Below are 20,977 nucleotides of genomic sequence, written 5' to 3' on the forward strand. Positions count from 1 at the left end.
ATTTTTTCTTTAAAATGTTTTTTCTGAGTCTAATAATAATGTGACAGGACCATCATTAATTAAATGAACCTTCATATCGGCTTGAAAAATACCCTTTTCTACTTTTAAATTATATTTTTTTTCTATGTATTCAATAAACTTTTCATAATATTCATTACCTTTTTCTGGATTTGCTGCGGTAGAATATGAAGGTCTTCTCCCTTTTCTACAATCTCCGTATAATGTGAATTGAGAAATAACCAAGATTTCTCCTTTTATATCAAGTAAAGAAAGATTCATTTTATCTTCTGAATCTTCAAAAATTCTCAAATTCATAATTTTATCTGCTAACCATTCTATATCTTTTTCTGTATCGTTTTGTCCTACACCTAATAATACTAAAATACCCTTTCCAATTTTTCCTACAGTTTTTCCTTCTACATCTACATGTGATTCTAAAACTCTTTGAACAACTGCTCTCACAACTAACTCCTCCTTACATTAAATACTCCTTTTATGTTTTTTATTGCTGTTAATACCCTCATTAAATGCTGAACATCTTTTACAGCTAATCTTAATTTCAAATCTACTCTATCAATTTTTCTAGATGTTTCATACATTTCTATATTAGCTTTTTCGTTTTTAACAACACGTCTAATATCATTTAAAACTGATTTATCCTCCAATTCTATAAGTAAATGGGTTACATATTTTGAATTAACTATATCTTCAGTAATCCACGAAACTTTAACTACTCTAGATTGCGGAACTTCTTTAATATTCATACAATTTTCCCTGTGTACTCCTATACCACGTCTGCTTACAATGCCAATAATATCATCGCCTAATACTGGATTACAACATTTTGCAAAATATATATCTATGCCTTCTTGACCATCAACGATAACTCCTATGCCTTTTTTCTTATAATTGATTTTTTGAGTAATAAATTTCTCATTTTTTTGTTCAATTTGTTCATCTTTTTTCTCAAAAAGCTTATAAATTTCTTTAGGATTAATATCTCCAAATCCAAGTCTTATATATAATTCATTTTCGTTTTTTACATTGTTTTTTTCACAAAAAACCTGATTTTCTTTTAAGTCGTGAATTAAATTATCTATTGAAATATTTAAATCTTTAGCTATCTCTCTTATTTTTTCTCTACCTTTTTCTTCAAGGTTTTTTTCATTTTTTAATCTATAATATCTTTTTATTTTATGTTTTGTACGAGAAGATTTTGCATATTTTAACCAATCTATACTAGGACCAGGTGAATTTCTATTGACAATAATTTCAACAATATCACCATTTTGCAATTCGTAACTTATAGGTACAATTTTTCCATTAACTTTTGCTCCGGCAAAGTGATTTCCAACATTTGTGTGTATTGCATATGCAAAATCAATAGGTGTAGAACCATATGGTAAATGTAAAATTTCTCCTTTAGGAGTAAAAACAAATACTTCATGGACACTTAATTCTTCTTCTATATCATTTAAGTTAAATGCTGATTGTGCAATTTCCTTATGTAAATCCATTAATCTTTTAACAAAATATAATTTTTTAGAATCAACACCTTGTTTATATGCCCAATGAGCAGCTAATCCATATTCGCTTTCTTCATGCATTTCCCAGTCTCTAATTTGTATTTCTAATGTTTCACCCTTATTCGTAATTACTGTAGTATGAATAGATCTATATCCATTGGATTTAGGAACAGCAATATAATCTTTAATTCTTCCCGGGACAGGTCTCCAAACAGAATGAACAACCCCCAATGCAGCATAGCAAGCGGTTGGTGATTCAGTAATAATTCTTAAAGCTATAACATCATATATTTCATCAAAACTTTTATTTTTTCTAAGCATTTTTTCCCATATACTATATAAATGCTTTGATCTTCCTTGAAGAGAAGATTTTATATTATGTTTTTTTAGTTGTTCTAAAATTATCTCTTTATATTCTTCCATTCTATCATGAACATTTTTAATTTTTTCTTCTAGTTTATTTTTTAAATCCTTATATGCTTGTGGATAAAGATACATAAAAGATAAATCTTCTAATTCTGCTTTTATTTTATGTATTCCTAACCTATGAGCAATTGGAGCATATATCTTAAGAGTCTCTTGAGCTTTTATTATCTGCTTTTTTTGTGGAACATATTGCAATGTTCTCATGTTATGTAATCTATCAGAAAGTTTAACAATTATAACTCTAATATCATTAGACATAGCAAGTAACATTTTACGTATAGTTTCTATTTTTTCTAGTGATTTCATATCAACTTTATTTAATTTTTCATTTAATTTTAAATTGCTAATTTTAGTGACTCCATCTACAATTCTGGCTATATCATCTCCGAATTCTTTTTGAATAACTTCTATATTTACATTACAATCTTCTACTACATCATGTAATAATGCTGATGAAATGCTTTCAATATCCATTTTTAATTCAGCTAAAATTTTTGAAACTTCCTTAGGGTGTTCAAAAAAAGGTTCTCCAGAAGCACGCATTTGTCCTTCATGCGCTTCTTTTGCCAAAAAATATGCTTTTTTTAATATTTCTATTTCAGAAGTATTTAAATTTCTTTCTAATAAATTTTTAATTTCTTTCAAATATAAGTCGAATTCTTTGTTTATTTTATCCATTTATTCACATCCTTCCTATATTATAATTATATCACAAAACCATTTTTTATGATATAATATGATATATTCAAAGGTTTGAAATTGGAGGTAAAAATATGAAATTAGAAAATAAAGTATGTATTGTTACAGGTGCTAATAGAGGTATTGGAAAAGAGATATGTAGAAAATTTGTAGAAGAGGGAGCAACAGTTTTAGGTTTTGCTAGAAATTTAGAAGATTTAAAAAAAGTTGAAGAAGAATTAAATGTTTTAAATAAAGGTTTTTTTAGGGGATATAAAGTTGATGTTTCTAATAGTGAAGAAGTAAATAATGCTGTAAAAGATATATTTAATGAATATAAAAGAATAGATGTTCTTGTAAATAATGCTGGGGTAGCAAAAGATATGTTATTGCTATTAATGAAAGAAGAAGATTTTGATTTTGTTATAAACGTTAATTTAAAAGGTGTATTTTTAGTTACAAAAGCTGTAGCTAAAGTTATGAGGAAACAAAAAGAAGGCTCAATTATAAATATTTCAAGTGTTGTGGGAATAGATGGAAATATAGGACAAACAAACTATTCTGCAAGTAAATCTGGTGTAATAGGAATGACAAAAACATGGGCAAAAGAACTTACAATGAGAGGAGAACAAATTAGAGTAAATGCAGTAGCTCCTGGCTTTATAGAAACAGATATGACAAAAAATCTTGATGAAGAATTAAAAAAAGAAGCTTTAAAAAGAATTTTACTTAGGCGTTTAGGCAATGCGGAAGAAGTAGCAAAGGTAGTATTATTTTTAGCATGTGATGATTCATCATATATAACAGGTCAAGTTATAAGGATAGATGGAGGGTTATCATTGTAATGGGATATATACCAGGATATATAAAATTATATGAAAATGGGGAATTGCATAGACGAAGAGATTTATTATATGAAAAATTATATTCATGTGATTTATGTCCAAAGAATTGTAAAGTGAATAGATATGAAAATTTAGGGGTATGTAAAGTTGGAGATAAAATAAAAATTTCAGAATTCGTCTTATATAAAGGAGAAGAACCACCTTTAGTTGGAGATACTGGTGCAGGAGGAGTGTTTTTCAGCAATTGTGCTATGAAATGTGTATATTGTCAAAATTTTAATTTTTCTCAAAATGGTTTTGGGAATGAATTTTCAGTAGAAGAATTAGCAAACAAATTTATTTGGCTACAAAATGAAAAAAAAGTAAAAAACATAGATCTAGTTACAGCTACACCTTATTTGCCATTTATATTTGATGCATTGATATTAGCCATTGAAAAAGGTTTGAATATTCCATTATTATGGAATACGTCATCGTATGAAACTGTTGAAACATTAAAATTACTAGATGGAATAATTGATATTTATTTACCAGATATTAGATATACATCAGAATATGCTGCGAACAGATATTCAAAAACGCCAGATTATTGGGAATATGCAAATAAAGCTATAATTGAAATGTATAACCAAACAAAGGGAGAATATATTTTTGAAGATGATATATTAAAAAAAGGTATGATAGTAAGAGTTCTTGTTTTGCCTAATAATATTGATGAATCTAAAGATGCTTTAAGATTTATTGCCAAATTAGATAAAAATATTTTAATTAGTTTAATGGATCAATTTGTTCCAGTATATAGAACTAATGAATATCCTGAAATAAATAGATTTTTAAAGAAAAGTGAATATGATAAGGTAGTAGATTTGATGGTAAATTTAGATTTAGAAGGTTGGGTACAAGAACATAAATTATTAGAGGAGGATTAAGGTGAAAACAGAAGATTTGATTTTAAGAATTTTAGATGATATACAAGAAGCAGTTATCCTTATTAATTCTGAAGAACAGATAATATTTTTAAATAATTCAGCTTCAAAAATTCTTAATTTATCTAAAGAGAAAGCATTGTATAAAAAAGTAACAGATACTATATCAGATACAAGATTGCATATAGTTTTAAAAACTGGAATTCCAGAATTAGATAGAATTCAAAATCTAGGGAAAAAAATAATAGTTACTTCAAGATTTCCTATAAAAAATGAGAATGATGAAGTTATTGGAGCAGCAGCTATATTTAGAGATATTACAAGTGTTCAAAAATTAGCAGAAGAAGTAACCAACTTAAGAGATTTAGAATCTCTTTTAAGAGCTATTATTGATTCAACATATGATGCAATTTCTGTAGCCGATGAAGAAGGAAGAATAGTTATGGTTAATAAAGCTTATACAAAAGTTACTGGGTTATCCCCTAAAGATGTGATAGGTAAATTAGCTACATATGATATTGCTGAAGGTCAAGAAAGTATGCATATAAGATGTTCAAGGGAAAAACAACCTATATTAAATGTGAAAACTAAATTAGCAACAAATAAGAAAGAAGTTTTAATTAATGTAAATCCTGTTTTTGTAAAAGGTGAGTTTAAAGGTAGTGTAGGTGTAATACATGATATATCAGAAATTGAAAGGTTAATAAGAGAACTCGAAGCTACAAAAAGATTATTAAAAAAAGATGAAGCGAAATATACTTTTGAAGATATAACTGTAGAGTCAGAAATAATGAAAAATGTTGTTTTTCAATCAAAAAAAGCTGCAAATACAAATGTAAATTTGCTATTAAACGGAGAACCTGGTGTAGGAAAAGAAATATTGGCTCAAGCTATACATAATTATAGCAGTAAAAGAGATAACCCCTTTATATCTATGAATTTGTTATTATATGATGAAAAAAAGCAAATAGAAATGTTTTTTGATAGTGAAGAAAGTTTAATAGAAAGAGCTGATAGTGGTACATTGTTTATAGACAATGCACATTTAATGGGAGCTGATGTTCAAAATTTAATGTATGAACTATTAAATGAAGGTTATGTATATTATAATAAGAAAAAGATAAATTTAAATGCAAGAATTATTTTTGCAACTCCAGAAAATTTAAAAGAATTAATGTCAATAGGTAAATTTTCTAGAAAATTATATTATAAAATGGCTGTGGTTACAATTGAAGTACCACCTTTGAGAGAAAGAAAAGAAGATTTACCTTCAATGTCAAAACAAATATTACATATATTAAATCAAAAACACGAAAAAGTAGTATATGATATATCTGAAGATGCAATAAATATATTAGTAAACTATGATTGGCCTGGAAATATAAGAGAATTAGAAAATGTTTTAGATAGAGCTTTAATGAATATGGCGCAATCTGAAACAATAATAACTTCTATGCATTTACCTGATTTATCAAAAGAAAATGATGACGGGAATCAGATTAATGGTACATTAAAAGAAATGCTTGATGAACATGAGAAAAGAATTATTATAGAAACATTGAAAATATGTCAAGGCAATAAAACTGCTGCAGCAAAAAAATTAGGTCTTACGGTGAGGAATTTATATTATAAATTAGAAAAATTGGGGTTAAAATGAGATTTCAATTTAATTTAGAAAGATTAAAAAATCTTAGAGAAAGATTAGAAGAAGATGCTAAAAGAATATTTTTAGAAGCTACTGCTGAAAGAATAAAAGCAGAAGAAGCCCTTATTGAAATAAATAACAAGATAAAAGAAGAAAATGAAAATTTTGTAAAACAAATCTCTCAAAATTTGATAACTATACAGGATATTCAACAATGGAGATCTTATTTAGAGTCATTGGAAAATAAAAAGGTTAAATTAGGAGAGATATATAGAGAAAAATTAGCAGATGAAGAAGAAAAAAGACAAAGATATTTAGAAGCTAGAAAAGAAAGAGTAATATTAGAAAAATTAAAAAAGAGAAAATTTGAAGAGTATAAAATTGAATTTCAAAGAGAAGAAAATAGAAATTTAGATGAAATAGGTATTCAAATGTATTATAGAAATAATAAGTAAAATAAATTTTATATTTTCTTCACTAAACTTAATAATTATTATGGTATAATACACACGGTTAAGGCAACGTAGCCAAGGGGTCTAAGGCGGCGGTCTGCAAAATCGCTATTCGTGGGTTCAAATCCCACCGTTGCCTCCAAAAAACTCCCTCATCAGAGGGAGTTTTCTTTTAATTCAATACTTATTTTCCAGCTTTTTTCTTCACCAGGTTCAAAAATTAAATATTTATTGTATTTTTTAGCGATTTCTAATGAATCGTAAAAGCCATTACAAGGCTCTATTGCGCAATTATACTCTCCTTTAAATCCCCCTTCATTTTTCCAAATTCCAGCATATGGGAGATCTTTAAATTCTATATTATACAATAGTTTATTATTATTTAAAGTAATTCCTGCAGAGTTTATTTTATCTAATAAATAGAATTTTTCAGTGTTTTTTGATTCAATAGGTAAAAATTTATTTAGATTATAATTATTATATATAGGATAATCACATATATTTTCAAAATTTCCTAAAAATTTACTATTTTTTTTGACATTTAGGACTTTATCTATATTTTCTAATATAATTTCACTGTTATTGTCTATAGCAATCAATCCATGAAATGCCCAAAAACCTCTAAATTCAGTTTTGTTTAAGTTTTTGACAGAATAGTTAAAAACAATAGTATTATTTTTTAAGTTAATAGTTCTTTTAAAAATATAATTAAATTTAGGACTTTTTACTTCGCAATAAATGCTAGTATCATTTATTTTTTTACATAACCAAGGAATACTCCATAACTCTCCATGATCTGGTAATTTTTCTCCATAATATTCTTCAAAGGGATAAATACACTCATCTATATTAGGAAACATTTCATCAATTCCAGATGTATCATATTTTTCAAAAGAATCTCCATATTTAGGTAAACGATATTTTTTTAAAGTGGGTTGAAATAAAACTTCGAAATTTTGCGGTTTATATATTATTGAAGCAACTTTTGCTCCTATTTGAGGTATTACTACCAATTTAATATTATTGTTTTCTAAAATTATAGATTCCATATTATAATATTTCATTGCATCACTCCTTATAATTTTTTATAAAAAATTATAATACAATTTTATTAAATTATTATTTTAAAAAAATAAAAAAAGCGCAGCAAAAGCCGCGCTAAATACTATTTTTTATTAGCTTTAGAAGCTATGTTTAATGACCAAGCTAAACCTCCAAATAGTACTACACCAGCAAATATCATAAAAAATATTGCACTTCCTGACATATTTATCCCTCCTATTCCTCTTCGAAGGTTATTTCTGAAGCCTTTAAATCATATTTTTCATCTTTAGAAGGTATTTTTGCAAAAATAAATGCTAAAATTGGTACTAAAATAAATACAACAAAACCAATTGTAAGAGCCCATCCTGGATATCCTTCATATGGATTTTTTAATTCATCAGCAAGAGTAAGACCTAAAATAAATATTAATACTAATGGAATAATATATTTTAATGAAATATCGAACCATTTACCTATTTTTATTTCAGATACTGAATTAATATAGTCTCTTAATTTTTCCGCGCCAAATACCCAACCTATTACAATTGATTCTAAAATACCAACTACTAATAATGCATATGTACCCATATAATGATCAATAATATCTAACCAATATAACCCACCTTGTGTTGAGAATAATAATCCAAAAATAAATCCTAAAATAGAAAATCCTATTAAGAATGATTTTTTATTAATTTTAAATTTATCCCCAGCAGAAGCTTCAACAGCTTCAACTAATGAAAATGCTGAATCAATACCTAAAGTTAATAACATTACAAAAAATGCCAACCCAAAAATAGATTGAACAATAACTCCTCCAGGTATTAGTGATATAGCTTGAGGGTAAACCACGAATGCTAATCCAATACCTCCGCTAACAACTTCGTTAACTGGAACGCTCATTTGTTGAGCCATATAACCTAAAACGGAAAATACAGCAATACCTGCTAAGAAAGATGTAGCTGAATTCCCTAAAGCAGTTATAATAGCATTATTTGCGACATCGCTTTTCTTATTATTATAACTTCCATATGCAATCATAATACCAAAAGCTAAACTTAAAGAAAAGAAAATTTGTCCAAAAGCATTTGCCCAAACTCTAGGATCTGCCAATTTAGAAAAATTTGGATCAAATAAATAATTTAAACCAGTAGCAGCCCCAGGTAAAGTTACACCTCTAATACCTAATAATATTAATAATATTACAGGCAATGGAACTGTCCACATTACTGTTTTACCAACAGATTCTGTACCTTTTCTTAAAATTAAATATATCCAAACCCATGTAATTATTAACCCAATAAGAACAGGAAGTCTAATACCGCCTATTTGACCAGGGCCATCAGATAATTTTAAAAATTCACCAAAAAAGAATCCTTTTGGATCATCTTTCCACATAGTCCCAAATGAAAAATATAAATAATTAAAAATCCAAGCCATAATAACATTATAATAAAATGTTATAATTGCACCTGTAATAACTGCCCACCATCCAATAAATTCAGCGCCTTTTGTTACTTTAACCATTGATTTTGGAGCACTAGCTTGCAAGCCTTGCCCAATACCAAATTCTGCCATTAAAAGAGGAATACCAGCAATAAATAATGCTACAAAATAAGGAATATAAAATGCACCACCACCATTTTGATAGGCCATATATGGGAAACGCCATGCATTACCCAATCCTGCTGCTGAACCTATAGCCGCTAAAACAAAAGCCCATCTTGAACCCCACTTTTGTCTTGCCATACAACCACCCCTTTCTGAATATTAAGAAAAAAATTCTATTATTACTAATAATGAATAAAAATAAAAAAAACATGAAAAATATTTCATATGTGTTAATAAATTCTATGATTATATTACCATAAAAAAACTTAAATGTCAATAATTATTAATATTTGAGAAATAAATAACAATTTTATATTAAATATAAAAAAGGGCATTTTTCAATGCCCATGCAAAAAATTCCCTCTCCCAATTATAACAATTTTTAAATTATTACTTTTTCAGCACCATTTGAACTTATTACTTTAAAATGCTCTAATTCGATTGAATATTTTCTTAAATAATTATCTTTTAAATTATAAATAATATTTTCTAATTCATCATCTTTTGAAAGAACTAAGACTGAACCTCCAAACCCACCTCCAACAATGCGTGCTCCAGTTACTTTGTTTTTTAAGTTATCAATAATATAATCAATTTCTTCGCATGATACTTCGTATAATTCTTTTAAACTTTCATGAGATTCAAAAAGAAACTCTCCAATTAATTCAATTTTATCATTTTTTAAAGCTTCAATAGTATTCAAAACCCTTCTGTTTTCATCTAAAACATGTTTAACTCTTTTGTAATGAATACCATTTAATTTTTTTAAATCTTCATAATTTACTTCTCTAAAAGATTTTTTATTTAATAATTTTAAAGCATCTTCACATTGTTTCCTTCTAATATTATATTCAGAATTTCCTAATTCGTGTTTAACACCGGAATTTATAATGTAAAAATTATAGTTTTTTAAATTTAAAGGAATTAATTCATATTTTTTTGTGTATGTATCTATAAATAATGCGTGATTTTCTTTTGATAAAGCACTTGCGTATTGATCCATAATTCCACAATTTAATCCTACAAATTTATTTTCGGCATTCCATCCTATTAAAGCTAATTCTTCAATAGATAAATTTAAATTAAGAATATCATTTATTGCAAAAGCTGAAACAATTTCCAAAGCAGCGGAACTAGATAATCCTGCGCCTATTGGCAAGTTTGAATGAATTTGGAATGAAAAAGGTGGTATTTTTCCTACTTTTTTTTCTATTTCCAAAATTACACCTATTATATAATCTGCCCAAGTTCTGGTCTTTTGTAAATTATTTAAAGAAATATTTTGATTGGAATTTTTTGAAATAAATGTAAATTTATCAGATTTTTCAATTTCTAAATATATATGTTTATCAATAGCAAAAGGAAGAACATATCCATCATTATAATCGGTATGTTCTCCTATAAAATTTATTCGTCCAGGTGCTCTATATAACATCAATATTCACCTCAACATTTCTTAATTGTTTTGCAGCTTGTTCGGGTTCTATCGGGTTAATAAATGCCCATGTTCCACTTTCTACGCTTGCTACCCATTTGATTAAATTTGGCCCTCTCATAGGAGATATAAACTCAATATGAAAATGGAAAAAGTGAGTGGATTTATTTATATTAAAAGGTTTTTGGAAAAACATCATCATATATGGAAAAGGCATATTAAATAATCCATTATATTTATTCGTAATTACTTTTAAAACATGAGCAAATTCTTTTTTCTCCTTATTAGATAATTCATATATTGTTTCTACATGTCTTTTTGGATATACATGCACTTCATATGGATATCTAGCATAAAAAGGGACTAAAGCAATTATATTATCTGTTTCATATACTATTCTTTCATTTTGTTTTTTCTCTTCTTTAATCACATCACAAATAGCACAAGAGTTTTTTTCTCTATACCACTTTTCTAATGATTCCATTTTTAATTGAATTCTAGGAGGTAAAAATGGAAATGCATATAATTGTCCATGTGGATGTGGTAGAGTTGCTCCAACTTCTTTACCCTTGTTTTCAAAAATAAACACATATTTTATAAAATCATATGATGATAGTTCTTTTGTTCTATCAGACCACATATTAATTAATTTTTCTATTTGATGAACTTTCATATGAGATAATTCTGAATTATGTTTCTCAGTATAAACTACAACTTCACATATTCCTTGTGATTTATCTTTGATTAATATATCACTATTGTTTTGTACATCAGGAGCATCTTTTCTCAAAGCAGGAAATCTATTTTCAAAGCTTACTAAATCATATTCACCCGGTAATTCTAAAACACCAGGGCATATAGGGCAACTATCTTTTGGTAAATTAGGTCTTTTTTGGCGAGATGAGGATATCATTACCCATTCGCCTGTAATAGGATTAAATCTTCTTTCAAGCATCGTTATCCCTCTCCTCATAATAATGGAATAATCTATTATCTCTTAGTATAGATTTCTTATTTAATTTTGGATAATCAATATCATATTCCAAATTAAATTCTATTTTATCTAAATCAACATTCATTTTTACATAACCTATATTAGTATTAAATGCTTCAATTTCAAATGAATAGTTATCATTCATTAACCTCTTAACATGAGGTATTCCGCCTCTAAGGTCTAAAGATCTATAAAAAATGTCTTTTTTAATGTTTTTAGATAAGTCATCACTTTGTAAAATCATATTGTTTAATAATCCTGAGACATAAGAATACATTTCTATAATTTTTTCACTTAATTCAGATTCTTCAGTTCTTAATAATAAGCAATCAGGATCGTTCCACCACCATTTCCCATTCATGAAATATCTTGTAATGACATTTCTTAAAGCATAATATGCATTAGGATAAACAAAATCTGGATCATTTTGATTATAAAATGGTGCTGTATCAGCACTTATTCTCATTCCGTCAACATAACCAATAGAAGGTAAAATTGGAGCGCCACAACCTAAAACAAAATCTTCACCAGCTGCTTCTCTTATTATTTTCATTCCAAGGTTATACGCTTCAATTGGTGTGACATCTAAATATCTTATTCCTGGTATAGCACCAGCAAATAAAAAGTCTATTTTAAAATAATGAATTCCTTTTTCTTTCATGTTTGAAAAAATCTTTTTTAAATGTTCTTGTGCTTCAGGGTGTGTGGTATCTAAAGCATATATATTTTTCTTCCAATTAATATAAGCAATTTTAGGATTTCCGCTTTCGTCTTTTACTAACCAATCTTTATGATTTAAAAAAACTTCAGATGTTTCAGAAACACTAAACGGAGCTAGCCATAATCCAGGAATATAACCATATTCTTTAATTTTATTAGCAATTGTTTCAAAATCTGGATAAGTATCTTTTGGAACCCAATCACCTATGTCTTTTTGCCAAGAATCATCTAACTGAAAAACTTCATAATTATATTCTTTTGATAATTCTAAATTTTTTAAAGTTTCTTCCCAAGTTAAATTTTCAAAGTAATGATACCAAGAAGACCACCCTATAGGATTCCATTTTGAAAATTTAGGATTATTTTCAAACTTTACATAATCAGCATATACTTCTAATAATTTTTCGATTTCATTATTTTCTAAAATTATTAATGGTTCAATATCGATATATTCATCAAAATTTTTTTCAAAATATTCTAAGCAGGCTATTATTTTATTATTTCTAATTTCAAAAAATGGATGAGCAATCTTAGAGGTTAAGAAACCATATACTTTATTTTTTTTGCCAACAAAATAGTCAGAAATAACATTATTTTCTAAATATTCAGGCATTGGATGAGCACTATACTTAGCTGATTTTTTCCAATCCTCAGGAATATTATATTTATAATTTTCAATTTTTATTTTTTTTGTAGGACTCCAACTTTGCCAGTTATTTATAAAAAGCTCATTATCTGCAATATCCTCAAAAATTTCAATTTTTTCTAGATCCCCTTTCACTTTACCTCTTATAATATATCCTTCAGGGATTTTTTCTATTTTTAATTTAATATTATAATTTCCTTTATCAAATTCAAGGTATTCACCATCAAAGAAATTATTTAATATATACATATATATCCTCCTATTCCATTAAGTGTTTCTAATAACCAAATCAACATCTAACTTTTCTTTTATTAAATTTTTATCTCCTTTTATTTTTTTATATAATCTATAAAAAGCTTCATATCCAAGTTTTTCTTTATGTATTCTAACGGTTGTTAAATTAAAAACATTTGCAAAAGAAATATCATCAAATCCTACAATATTAACTGTATCTGGAAATTTTATTTTATTTTCATATAATGCTTTTATTGCACCAAAAGCAAAAATATCATTATAACAAAATAAACCATCAAATTTTATTTTTTTCTTTATTAATTCATTTGTTTTAATGTAAGCACTTTCTAAACCTTCTTCTAATTCATAAATCTTAAAGTTTTTAATTTTATGTTCTTCTAATGCTTTTTTAAAGCCTAAAAATCTTTCTTTCGCAACAGATTTATAATTAAATCCATTTAACATAATTAGTTTTTTTCTACCTTTTTCAATTAAATATTTACCTGCTAAATATCCACCAAAGAAATCATCAGAATATATTTCATCAATTTCTATATCTTCAAAATGTACTCCAACAACTACAAAAGGGATATTAATTTTTATTAATTCTTTAATATCTTCAGATTTTTCTTGTGTAGGTGTAATAATTAAACCATCTACCCTTTTTTCTAATAACAATTTAATAGCATTTCTTTCAAGTGTATAATTTTTTTCTGTATTCATTAAAATAATATTGTAATTTTTTTCTCTTGCGCCTTTTTCTATTCCTTTTAATACTTCAGCAAAGAAAGGGTTAGAACTATCTTCAAATATTACACCAATAGTTTTTGTTTTTTGATTTCTTAAAGAACTAGCTGTTATATTTTTTACATACCCCATTTCTTTAGCAATTTCTAATATTCTTTTTTTCGTCTTTATGTTTATATCTGGCTTATCATTTAAAGCTCTAGAAACAGTATTAATAGAAACTCCTGCAGCTGCAGCTATATCTTTTATGGTTACATAATTTTTTTTCATACAATCATCCCTTTTTTATAATTTCAAATGCCTCCATTTCAATTTTTTCATTATTAATATATATAATGTTTTTTGTGTTTTTGGCATTTAAAATTATTATACCATCATTTGTATTTGTAACCAATATATCTTTGCCTATTACTTTAGGTATTAATAATGATGATAAAATATATGAAAAATCAAGATAATTTAATACTGTACCAATATATATATTTTTTTCTTTTTTGGTAATTATTGGATGGTTTTTAAAAGCTGTATTATTTAAAATAGATAATATTTCTGAATCTTTTACAATTATTTTATCTGACCAAAATTTTCCTTTTAAAATATTATTTTTATATAATATTTCTACATCTTTTTCGCCAGAAAAATCATCAATTTTTATTCCAAATTTATTAAATAATTCATTATATTTTTCTTTGTTTATCCAATTTCTATCATCTTTAATTCCGCTCATAGCGGTCATAATAATTTTTCCATTATACTTTTTTAGTGAATTTAAAAACTCATTATCTATATTCATAGCATATGGAATAATAATTAATTCATATTCATCTATTTTATCCTCTCCATATACAAAATCAACATTGTATCCAAACATTTTTATAGCCTTATAAATTTCTACAATAGCATTCCAATAATTAAATGTTGTATTTAAATGGTTAATTCTATGAATCCATGCATTTTCATATGAAAAATATATTGCTACTTCTTTTTTAGGAATAATACAATTTGAAGTCTCATGTTTTGATTTTATATAATATTTAAGTCTTTCAGTAGGAGTTCCAGTATAATCGACTAATGCGCCATGGTATTGTTCAGCACCATATGGGAGTTCTCTAAATCTAAAAACAATACTTCCATCTGCTCCATGTAAATATGATTGTTTTGTCCAAAAATCAATATATTCTGGAGAATATTGATTGTTTATTATTCTCCAATTTACTCTTCCAGGTTGTTGCTCCATTACAAAATAAGGTATCTTTTTCAATGATCTCATTAAATCATGATTTGCGCTTTGATGATAAAAATCATATTCATCTGTTGGGATATAATTATCCCAAGAAACTATATCTAAATCTTTTGAGTATTTAAAATAGTCAATATCAAAAAAATCTACCATAAGATTATGAGTTATAGGTTTATCAGAATATTTTCTAATAATATCTGTATGCATTTTAGAATATTTAATAACATTATCTGAAGAAAACCTATGAAAATCTAACATTTGATGAGGATTTTTAAATGTTGGAGTGTTTTTTGGGATTGTAATTTCATCCCAATCAGAATATAATTGACTCCAAAAAGCTCCACCCCAAGTATGATTTAAATTTTCTAATGAATGGTATTTTTCTTTTAACCAATTAATAAAAGATATTCTAGTCTCTTCATTATAACAGTATGTTGTTTCATGACAACCAAATTCATTATCTATTTGCCACATGTCAGCATATTTATAATATCTTTCAACAAATTTTTCAGTAATTCTTAGAGAATAATGAATAAAGTTATCATTATCAAAACAATAATGCCTTCTGCTTCCAAATTCTCTAATATGACCATGTTCATCAATAGGTTGTATTTCTGGGAACTTTTTTATTAACCATGCAGGTGGCGTAGGGGTTGGTGTTCCCAATATTAATTTAAACCCTTCATTTTTTAACATAGGTATTGCTTTATCAAATATTTCAAAATTAAATTCACCTTCTTTAGGTTCTAATAAAGCCCAAGAAAATTCTCCTATTCTTAGCCATTCAATTTCAAATTCTTTCATTATTTTTATATGTTTTTCCCAATCTTCTTCTGGCCAATGTTCTGGGTAATAATCAGCACCATATATATTCATATAAATTCCTCCTTAGCCTTTTACACTTCCCATTGTTAAACCTTGTATAAAATATTTTTGGAACATTAAAAATACAATAATAGGAACAATAGCAGCTAATATTGATGCAGCAGCAATAACATTCCAACTAGTTACCCATTGTCCTTGCAAAGTAGTTAAACCTAGAGTGATAGGTTTTTTTGTATCACTTTGAATTAATATCAAAGCCCATAAATAGTCATTCCATATCCAGGTAAATTCTAAAATCCCTAAAGCTGCAATTGCAGGTTTGATTAATGGAAGCATTATACTATAATATATTTTAAAATCATTAGCTCCATCTATTCTAGCAGCTTCAAAAATACTTTTTGGAATAGTTATCATAAAATTTCTTAAAAAGAATGTACAAAATCCAAGTTGGAAAGCTATATGAAATAATATTAATCCCGGATATGTATCATATAATCCAGTATTTACAGAAAACTTATAAACTGGTATCAATAACATTTGAAATGGGATTAGCATTCCTGCTACAAAAATAATTAAAATAGGTTTTCTTAATTTAAAGTCATACCAACTTAAAGCATATGCGCCCAAACTTGATAAAAATAATGCACCTAAAGTTGAAACAGCAGCTATTAAAAAAGTATTTAAATAGTATGTATATATATGAGCGTTTTTCCAGGCCGTTATATATCCTTCTAAAGACCATTTTTCAGGAAGTTTAAACCAATTAGCTCCAAAAGATATTTCATCCATAGTTTTAAATGAAGTTAATACAGCAATTACAAAAGGAATTAACCATATAACTATAATTATAGTGGATAATATATAAAATAAATATTTTTTGTATATTGCAGTTTTTGTCATAAATTATCCTCCTTTTTAAAGGAATTAATCAAGTACCAAATGATAAATCCTAATGTGATAAAGAATTGTATAACTGCAATTGCAGCACCATATCCCATATTATAATTATTAAACGATTCTATATACATGTAATTTGCCATTACACTTGAAGAATAGAAAGGTCCTCCTCTTGTAATAACAAACACTATATCGAAAGCTCTTAAAGAGTCAATTACATTCACAGTTATAGCAATTACCATAGCAGGTCTTAACGCTGGTAAAATAACATACCAAAATCGTTGCCAACTATTTGCACCATCAACATATGCAGCTTCAACTTGTTCTGTGGGAACACTTTGAAGTCCTGCTAAAAATAAAACCATAGCATATGATATTTGCCTCCATAATGCAGCAAATATTAAAGCATATGTTACTAAATTAGGATCACTTAACCAAGGTTTTGCTAAATTTCCTAAACCAATTCCTCTTAAAAACTCATTAATAACACCATGATTAGGTTCAAGTATCCAAGTCCATATTTCACCAATAACTACAAAAGATAAAGTCATAGGTAAATACATCATTGTTTTATAAAATTTATTTCCTTTATACTTTTGATCCATAAGCATAGCTATGCCTAAACCAACTGGAATCGCTACAATTACAAATCCAACCATCCATTTGATATTATTTAATAAAGAAGTTAAAAAATAGTAGTCATAAAAAAGCATTTTATAATTTTCAAATCCAATAAAATTGTATGATGGTGAAACACTGTCCCAATCTGTAAAACTAATAATGAATGTTTGAAAAATAGGTATAATAACCCATATTAAATACATAGTTAATGGTAATGCTAGAAATGCATAAGGGATCCACCACTTTTTCTTCATATTAATACCACCTTTAACTAGTTTTTTTAAAAAAGGAGGGGAATCCCCTCCTACTTATCATTTAAAAATCTTTCTTCTTTGGAATTCTAATTGTTTTAAAATAACATCTAATCTTTGTGAGAATGTCATAAATTCAACAAATTTATTCATACCAAATGTAGCCATTTCAGGATCTGTATCTCTATCATAGAATTGTGCAACACCATCTGATGCTAATACTAAATCTAATCCTTTTTGAGCATGTGCGTCTGGAGGAGTAACATCCTTATTAGCTGCTAATCTTCCTAATTCTTTTGAATACATATCTTGAACTTCTTTTGATGCTAAGAATTTAATAAATTCTTTTGCACCATCAGGATTATTAGCTTTAGCAGGAACCATAAATCCATCTATAGGTGTTTCTTCATATACTCCAACATTACCATCGATAATAGGGAATCTGAAGAAATCAAGTTTGTCTTTTACTTCTGCAGGAGCAACATCTTTTATGAATTGACCCATTAAATACATTCCAGCTTCTCCTCTAAATAAGAAACTTGCAGCATCTTGCCAAGTATATGATGAATGATTTTCTAAGAAATAGCCATTATCTACTAATTGTTTCCAATATTCAAATACTTTTTTTACTCTTTCATCAGTATATGGAATTTTACCTGCTGTTAAATCCATGTGGAAATCATATCCATTTACTCTCATATCTAAGTAATCAAACCATCCACCAGTTGGCCATAAGTATTTTGTACCAATAGTGATAGGTGTAACTCCATTTTCCTTTAATACTTCACAAATATTTAAGAATTGTGACCATGTTACAGGAGGAGTTAAATTATATTTTTCAAATACTTCTGTATTATAATATACACTCCACCAATACCATGTGAAAGGTAAGAAATAAATTTTGCCATTATATTCAGATGCGCTTTTAAATGAACCTGGGAAATAATCTTCAAAAGACATATCAGTAAATACATCATCTAAAGGTAATAATAATCCTTTTTCTGCAAAATATCTCATTCTTTCCCCGGCAAACCATGTAACTACATCTGGAGCTTCTTTAGAATTTAGCCATGTTCTCAATAAAGTTTTAAAGTCTTCATGTGGGAATGTATTAACTACAACATCATATTCTGGATGTTTTTCTTGGAATAAAGCAACAACTTTTTTAAAAGCTTCTCTTGGTGCTGGATCAGATGCGTTACTGTTTATAACAAGTTTAGTCTTTGCAAAAGCACTAAAAGCAAAAATAACTACCATTAAAAATACTAATCCCCTCTTCATAATCACACCTCCATAATTTTTGAGTTATCGTAAAGGTTACCGATAACGTTACCGATAATATTAAAACATAATTAACCTTTTTATCCAAATATTGTAAAAAAGAATTATGGAAAATTATATATAAATATATATAAATAAAGTCAATTAATGATAAAAATTGAAATGTTTATCCTTTTACTGATCCTGCTAATAAACCTCTGATAAAATATTTTCCTAATGCTATATATACAATTAAAGTAGGCAATGCAGCTATTAATGCTCCTGCCATTTGTATATTCCATTCAACAACCTGACTTCCTGCAAGATTTACAAGAGCTACTGTTATGGGTTGTTTTGCGGGATTATTAGTTACAGTAACTGCAAACAAAAATTCATTCCAAATATTTGTAAATTGCCAAATTGCTACAACTACAAAACCTGGAATTGAAATTGGAAGTAATATTTTAGTATAAACATTATATAGATTTGCTCCATCAATAGAAGCGGCTTCTATTAATTCATCAGGGATTTCTTCATAATAATTTTTAAACATCAATGTGGTTATTGGAATTCCGTAAATTACGTGTATTATTATTAATGCAGGAATAGTGCCGTATAATCCAATTTTTTGAAAAAATTGGATTAATGGAAACAAAACACTTTGGTAAGGTATAAACATTCCAAATAAAATTAGTGCAAAAACTAAATTTGAATATTTAAATCTTAATTTTGATAATGCAAATCCATTTATTGAACCTAATATTGCAGATATTATAGTTGCAGGAATTGTTAAATAAAAACTGTTTTTCATATTAGGAGCTAATTTTTTATATGCACCTATAAATCCTTCTAAAGAGAAGTGCTTTGGAAAGTTCCACATATTAGCTATTGATATTTCACTTAAAGGTTTAAAACTAGTAATAAGAGTTACATAAAATGGAGTGATAAAAAATAATGAAACTATTACTAAAATAATATAATATATAATAATTTTTGATTTTATCATCAGCTCACACCCCTTCTAAGGGATGAATATAAGTAAGGTATTATTATTACAGCAACCATTAATAACATAATTACAGAAATAGCAGAACCTAATGCATATCTATTTGATCTGAATGTTAATTCAAACATATATATTGCTGGAACATCAGTAACATTATTAGGTCCACTTCCTGTCATTGCATATATTAAATCAAATATTTTTAATGATACATGTCCTAATACTATCATAGTACTTAAAGTAATAGGTTTTAATAGTGGCATTTTAATTTTCCAAAAAATATATCTATCATTAGCACCATCAACTTTTGCAGCTTCAAGTATTTCATTAGGAATAGCTTTTAATCCTGCTAAATACATAGCCATTATATATCCGGACATTTGCCATATTGCAGCAATTATTACTGGTATTAAAGCTAAATTAAACTTTCCAACACTTTCAGAACTTGTATACCATAACCATTGTAATTTTTCCAAACCAAGATTTTTAAATAAAAGGTTGATTCCTTGAGGATCTTTGGGAATATTTCCAGGTGCAAATATCCAACTCCAAACAGTTCCAGTAACAACAAATGCTATTGCCATTGGAAATAAAAATAAACTTTGAAAAAATCTAGAGCCTTTTAGTCCTTTATCTATTAAGTTTGCTAAAAATAGTCCTAATCCAATTGATCCTGCTATAAAAAATATTGTAAAAAATAATGTGTTCCATAGGTCAGTTTGAAATCTTTCATCCAAAAATATTCTTTGATAATTTCTAAAACCTACAAAATTATATATACCTTTTAATAATTTACTAAAACTATTCCAATCAGAAAAAGAAGTCCTAATTGTCCAAAAAATAAAATAATATACAAAGATTCCAATCAAAATTAATGAAGGCAATATTATGTAAAAACCTATTTTTGATTTATTTTTTTGTATGCTCATTTAATCACCACCTTATTTTAAT

At 26.9% G+C, this 20,977-nt stretch carries 19 protein-coding genes and 1 tRNA gene; 5 read left to right on the forward strand and 15 right to left on the reverse strand.

The features are described from left to right. Window positions 1-9: 9 nt before the first annotated feature. Window positions 10-462, reverse strand: a complete 453-nt coding sequence (dtd, locus tag AS160_RS02310; protein ID WP_165144368.1) for a D-aminoacyl-tRNA deacylase — start codon at window positions 460-462, stop codon at window positions 10-12. Window positions 463-464: 2 nt separating this feature from the next. Then, window positions 465-2,630, reverse strand: a complete 2,166-nt coding sequence (locus tag AS160_RS02315; RefSeq protein ID WP_165144369.1) for a bifunctional (p)ppGpp synthetase/guanosine-3',5'-bis(diphosphate) 3'-pyrophosphohydrolase — start codon at window positions 2,628-2,630, stop codon at window positions 465-467. A 95-nt stretch (window positions 2,631-2,725) separates the two neighbouring features. Between AS160_RS02315 and fabG the strand changes: the two genes are divergently transcribed. The 5 genes from fabG to AS160_RS02340 all read left to right on the forward strand — a co-directional run bounded on the left by fabG (window position 2,726) and on the right by AS160_RS02340 (window position 6,640). Then, on the forward strand, window positions 2,726-3,475 hold the full coding sequence (fabG, locus tag AS160_RS02320) for a 3-oxoacyl-[acyl-carrier-protein] reductase (RefSeq protein ID WP_165144370.1): 750 nt from the start codon (window positions 2,726-2,728) through the stop codon (window positions 3,473-3,475). Then, on the forward strand, window positions 3,475-4,404 hold the full coding sequence (locus AS160_RS02325) for a radical SAM protein (protein ID WP_165144371.1): 930 nt from the start codon (window positions 3,475-3,477) through the stop codon (window positions 4,402-4,404). Before fabG ends, AS160_RS02325 begins: the two co-directional genes overlap by 1 nt. A 1-nt stretch (window position 4,405) precedes the next feature. After that, the gene (locus tag AS160_RS02330) at window positions 4,406-6,058 is read left to right on the forward strand and encodes a sigma 54-interacting transcriptional regulator (protein WP_165144372.1); all 1,653 of its coding nucleotides are present in this window, start codon (window positions 4,406-4,408) and stop codon (window positions 6,056-6,058) included. Next, the gene (gene fliJ, locus AS160_RS02335) at window positions 6,055-6,501 is read left to right on the forward strand and encodes a flagellar export protein FliJ (RefSeq protein ID WP_165144373.1); all 447 of its coding nucleotides are present in this window, start codon (window positions 6,055-6,057) and stop codon (window positions 6,499-6,501) included. Before AS160_RS02330 ends, fliJ begins: the two co-directional genes overlap by 4 nt. A 62-nt stretch (window positions 6,502-6,563) precedes the next feature. Then, window positions 6,564-6,640: transfer RNA gene (locus tag AS160_RS02340), tRNA-Cys, on the forward strand. A gap of 13 nt (window positions 6,641-6,653) precedes the next feature. Here AS160_RS02340 and AS160_RS02345 read toward each other — a convergent pair. The 13 genes from AS160_RS02345 to AS160_RS02405 form a co-directional block, all read right to left on the reverse strand. Then, the gene (locus AS160_RS02345) at window positions 6,654-7,562 is read right to left on the reverse strand and encodes a DUF5107 domain-containing protein (protein ID WP_165144374.1); all 909 of its coding nucleotides are present in this window, start codon (window positions 7,560-7,562) and stop codon (window positions 6,654-6,656) included. Window positions 7,563-7,663: 101 nt separating this feature from the next. Then, window positions 7,664-7,765 (reverse strand): MetS family NSS transporter small subunit, encoded by a 102-nt coding sequence (locus AS160_RS02350; RefSeq protein ID WP_165144375.1) that lies wholly within the window; start codon window positions 7,763-7,765, stop codon window positions 7,664-7,666. Window positions 7,766-7,776: 11 nt separating this feature from the next. Further along, a complete protein-coding gene (locus tag AS160_RS02355; RefSeq protein WP_165144376.1) occupies window positions 7,777-9,291 on the reverse strand; it encodes a sodium-dependent transporter in 1,515 nt (504 codons plus the stop codon). 244 nt (window positions 9,292-9,535) lie between these two features. Continuing rightward, entirely contained in the window at window positions 9,536-10,588 is a 1,053-nt protein-coding gene (locus tag AS160_RS02360) for a galactokinase (RefSeq protein WP_165144377.1), read from the reverse strand. Next, window positions 10,578-11,543 carry a galactose-1-phosphate uridylyltransferase gene (gene galT, locus AS160_RS02365; RefSeq protein ID WP_165144378.1) on the reverse strand — a complete coding sequence of 322 codons (966 nt, stop codon included), beginning with the start codon at window positions 11,541-11,543 and terminating at the stop codon, window positions 10,578-10,580. The genes AS160_RS02360 and galT overlap by 11 nt, the downstream gene beginning before the upstream one ends. Next, window positions 11,536-13,197, reverse strand: coding sequence for an alpha-galactosidase (locus tag AS160_RS02370; RefSeq protein ID WP_165144379.1), 1,662 nt, complete (start codon window positions 13,195-13,197; stop codon window positions 11,536-11,538). The genes galT and AS160_RS02370 overlap by 8 nt, the downstream gene beginning before the upstream one ends. A gap of 18 nt (window positions 13,198-13,215) precedes the next feature. Then, window positions 13,216-14,199, reverse strand: coding sequence for a LacI family DNA-binding transcriptional regulator (locus tag AS160_RS02375; protein WP_165144380.1), 984 nt, complete (start codon window positions 14,197-14,199; stop codon window positions 13,216-13,218). 4 nt (window positions 14,200-14,203) lie between these two features. Then, window positions 14,204-16,045, reverse strand: coding sequence for a beta-galactosidase (locus AS160_RS02380; RefSeq protein ID WP_165144381.1), 1,842 nt, complete (start codon window positions 16,043-16,045; stop codon window positions 14,204-14,206). 12 nt (window positions 16,046-16,057) lie between these two features. Then, window positions 16,058-16,894 (reverse strand): carbohydrate ABC transporter permease, encoded by an 837-nt coding sequence (locus AS160_RS02385; protein WP_165144382.1) that lies wholly within the window; start codon window positions 16,892-16,894, stop codon window positions 16,058-16,060. Further along, entirely contained in the window at window positions 16,891-17,766 is an 876-nt protein-coding gene (locus tag AS160_RS02390) for a sugar ABC transporter permease (protein WP_165144383.1), read from the reverse strand. The genes AS160_RS02385 and AS160_RS02390 overlap by 4 nt, the downstream gene beginning before the upstream one ends. Before the next feature lie 57 nt (window positions 17,767-17,823). Further along, window positions 17,824-19,044: an extracellular solute-binding protein gene (locus tag AS160_RS02395; RefSeq protein WP_165144384.1), complete on the reverse strand. Its 1,221-nt coding sequence runs from the start codon at window positions 19,042-19,044 to the stop codon at window positions 17,824-17,826. 166 nt (window positions 19,045-19,210) lie between these two features. Then, complete coding sequence (locus AS160_RS02400; protein ID WP_165144385.1) at window positions 19,211-20,029, reverse strand: carbohydrate ABC transporter permease; 819 nt, start codon at window positions 20,027-20,029, stop codon at window positions 19,211-19,213. Next, a complete protein-coding gene (locus AS160_RS02405; RefSeq protein ID WP_165144386.1) occupies window positions 20,029-20,955 on the reverse strand; it encodes a sugar ABC transporter permease in 927 nt (308 codons plus the stop codon). The genes AS160_RS02400 and AS160_RS02405 overlap by 1 nt, the downstream gene beginning before the upstream one ends. Between the last annotated feature and the right edge of the window lie 22 nt (window positions 20,956-20,977).

It is taken from the genome of Marinitoga sp. 38H-ov (genome assembly GCF_011057715.1).
In the GTDB taxonomy this organism is placed as follows: Bacteria; Thermotogota; Thermotogae; order Petrotogales; family Petrotogaceae; genus Marinitoga.

What these genes read in the sequence shown, in the direction of transcription:
- AS160_RS02315 (WP_165144369.1), bottom strand. Translation starts at nt 2,630, where the DNA reads ATGGATAAAATAAACAAAGAATTCGACTTATATTTGAAAGAAATTAAA.
- fabG (WP_165144370.1), top strand. Translation starts at nt 2,726, where the DNA reads ATGAAATTAGAAAATAAAGTATGTATTGTTACAGGTGCTAATAGAGGT.
- AS160_RS02325 (WP_165144371.1), top strand. Translation starts at nt 3,475, where the DNA reads ATGGGATATATACCAGGATATATAAAATTATATGAAAATGGGGAATTG.
- fliJ (WP_165144373.1), top strand. Translation starts at nt 6,055, where the DNA reads ATGAGATTTCAATTTAATTTAGAAAGATTAAAAAATCTTAGAGAAAGA.
- AS160_RS02345 (WP_165144374.1), bottom strand. Translation starts at nt 7,562, where the DNA reads ATGAAATATTATAATATGGAATCTATAATTTTAGAAAACAATAATATT.
- AS160_RS02350 (WP_165144375.1), bottom strand. Translation starts at nt 7,765, where the DNA reads ATGTCAGGAAGTGCAATATTTTTTATGATATTTGCTGGTGTAGTACTA.
- AS160_RS02355 (WP_165144376.1), bottom strand. Translation starts at nt 9,291, where the DNA reads ATGGCAAGACAAAAGTGGGGTTCAAGATGGGCTTTTGTTTTAGCGGCT.
- AS160_RS02360 (WP_165144377.1), bottom strand. Translation starts at nt 10,588, where the DNA reads ATGTTATATAGAGCACCTGGACGAATAAATTTTATAGGAGAACATACC.
- galT (WP_165144378.1), bottom strand. Translation starts at nt 11,543, where the DNA reads ATGCTTGAAAGAAGATTTAATCCTATTACAGGCGAATGGGTAATGATA.
- AS160_RS02370 (WP_165144379.1), bottom strand. Translation starts at nt 13,197, where the DNA reads ATGTATATATTAAATAATTTCTTTGATGGTGAATACCTTGAATTTGAT.
- AS160_RS02375 (WP_165144380.1), bottom strand. Translation starts at nt 14,199, where the DNA reads ATGAAAAAAAATTATGTAACCATAAAAGATATAGCTGCAGCTGCAGGA.
- AS160_RS02380 (WP_165144381.1), bottom strand. Translation starts at nt 16,045, where the DNA reads ATGAATATATATGGTGCTGATTATTACCCAGAACATTGGCCAGAAGAA.
- AS160_RS02385 (WP_165144382.1), bottom strand. Translation starts at nt 16,894, where the DNA reads ATGACAAAAACTGCAATATACAAAAAATATTTATTTTATATATTATCC.
- AS160_RS02390 (WP_165144383.1), bottom strand. Translation starts at nt 17,766, where the DNA reads ATGAAGAAAAAGTGGTGGATCCCTTATGCATTTCTAGCATTACCATTA.
- AS160_RS02395 (WP_165144384.1), bottom strand. Translation starts at nt 19,044, where the DNA reads ATGAAGAGGGGATTAGTATTTTTAATGGTAGTTATTTTTGCTTTTAGT.
- AS160_RS02400 (WP_165144385.1), bottom strand. Translation starts at nt 20,029, where the DNA reads ATGATAAAATCAAAAATTATTATATATTATATTATTTTAGTAATAGTT.
- AS160_RS02405 (WP_165144386.1), bottom strand. Translation starts at nt 20,955, where the DNA reads ATGAGCATACAAAAAAATAAATCAAAAATAGGTTTTTACATAATATTG.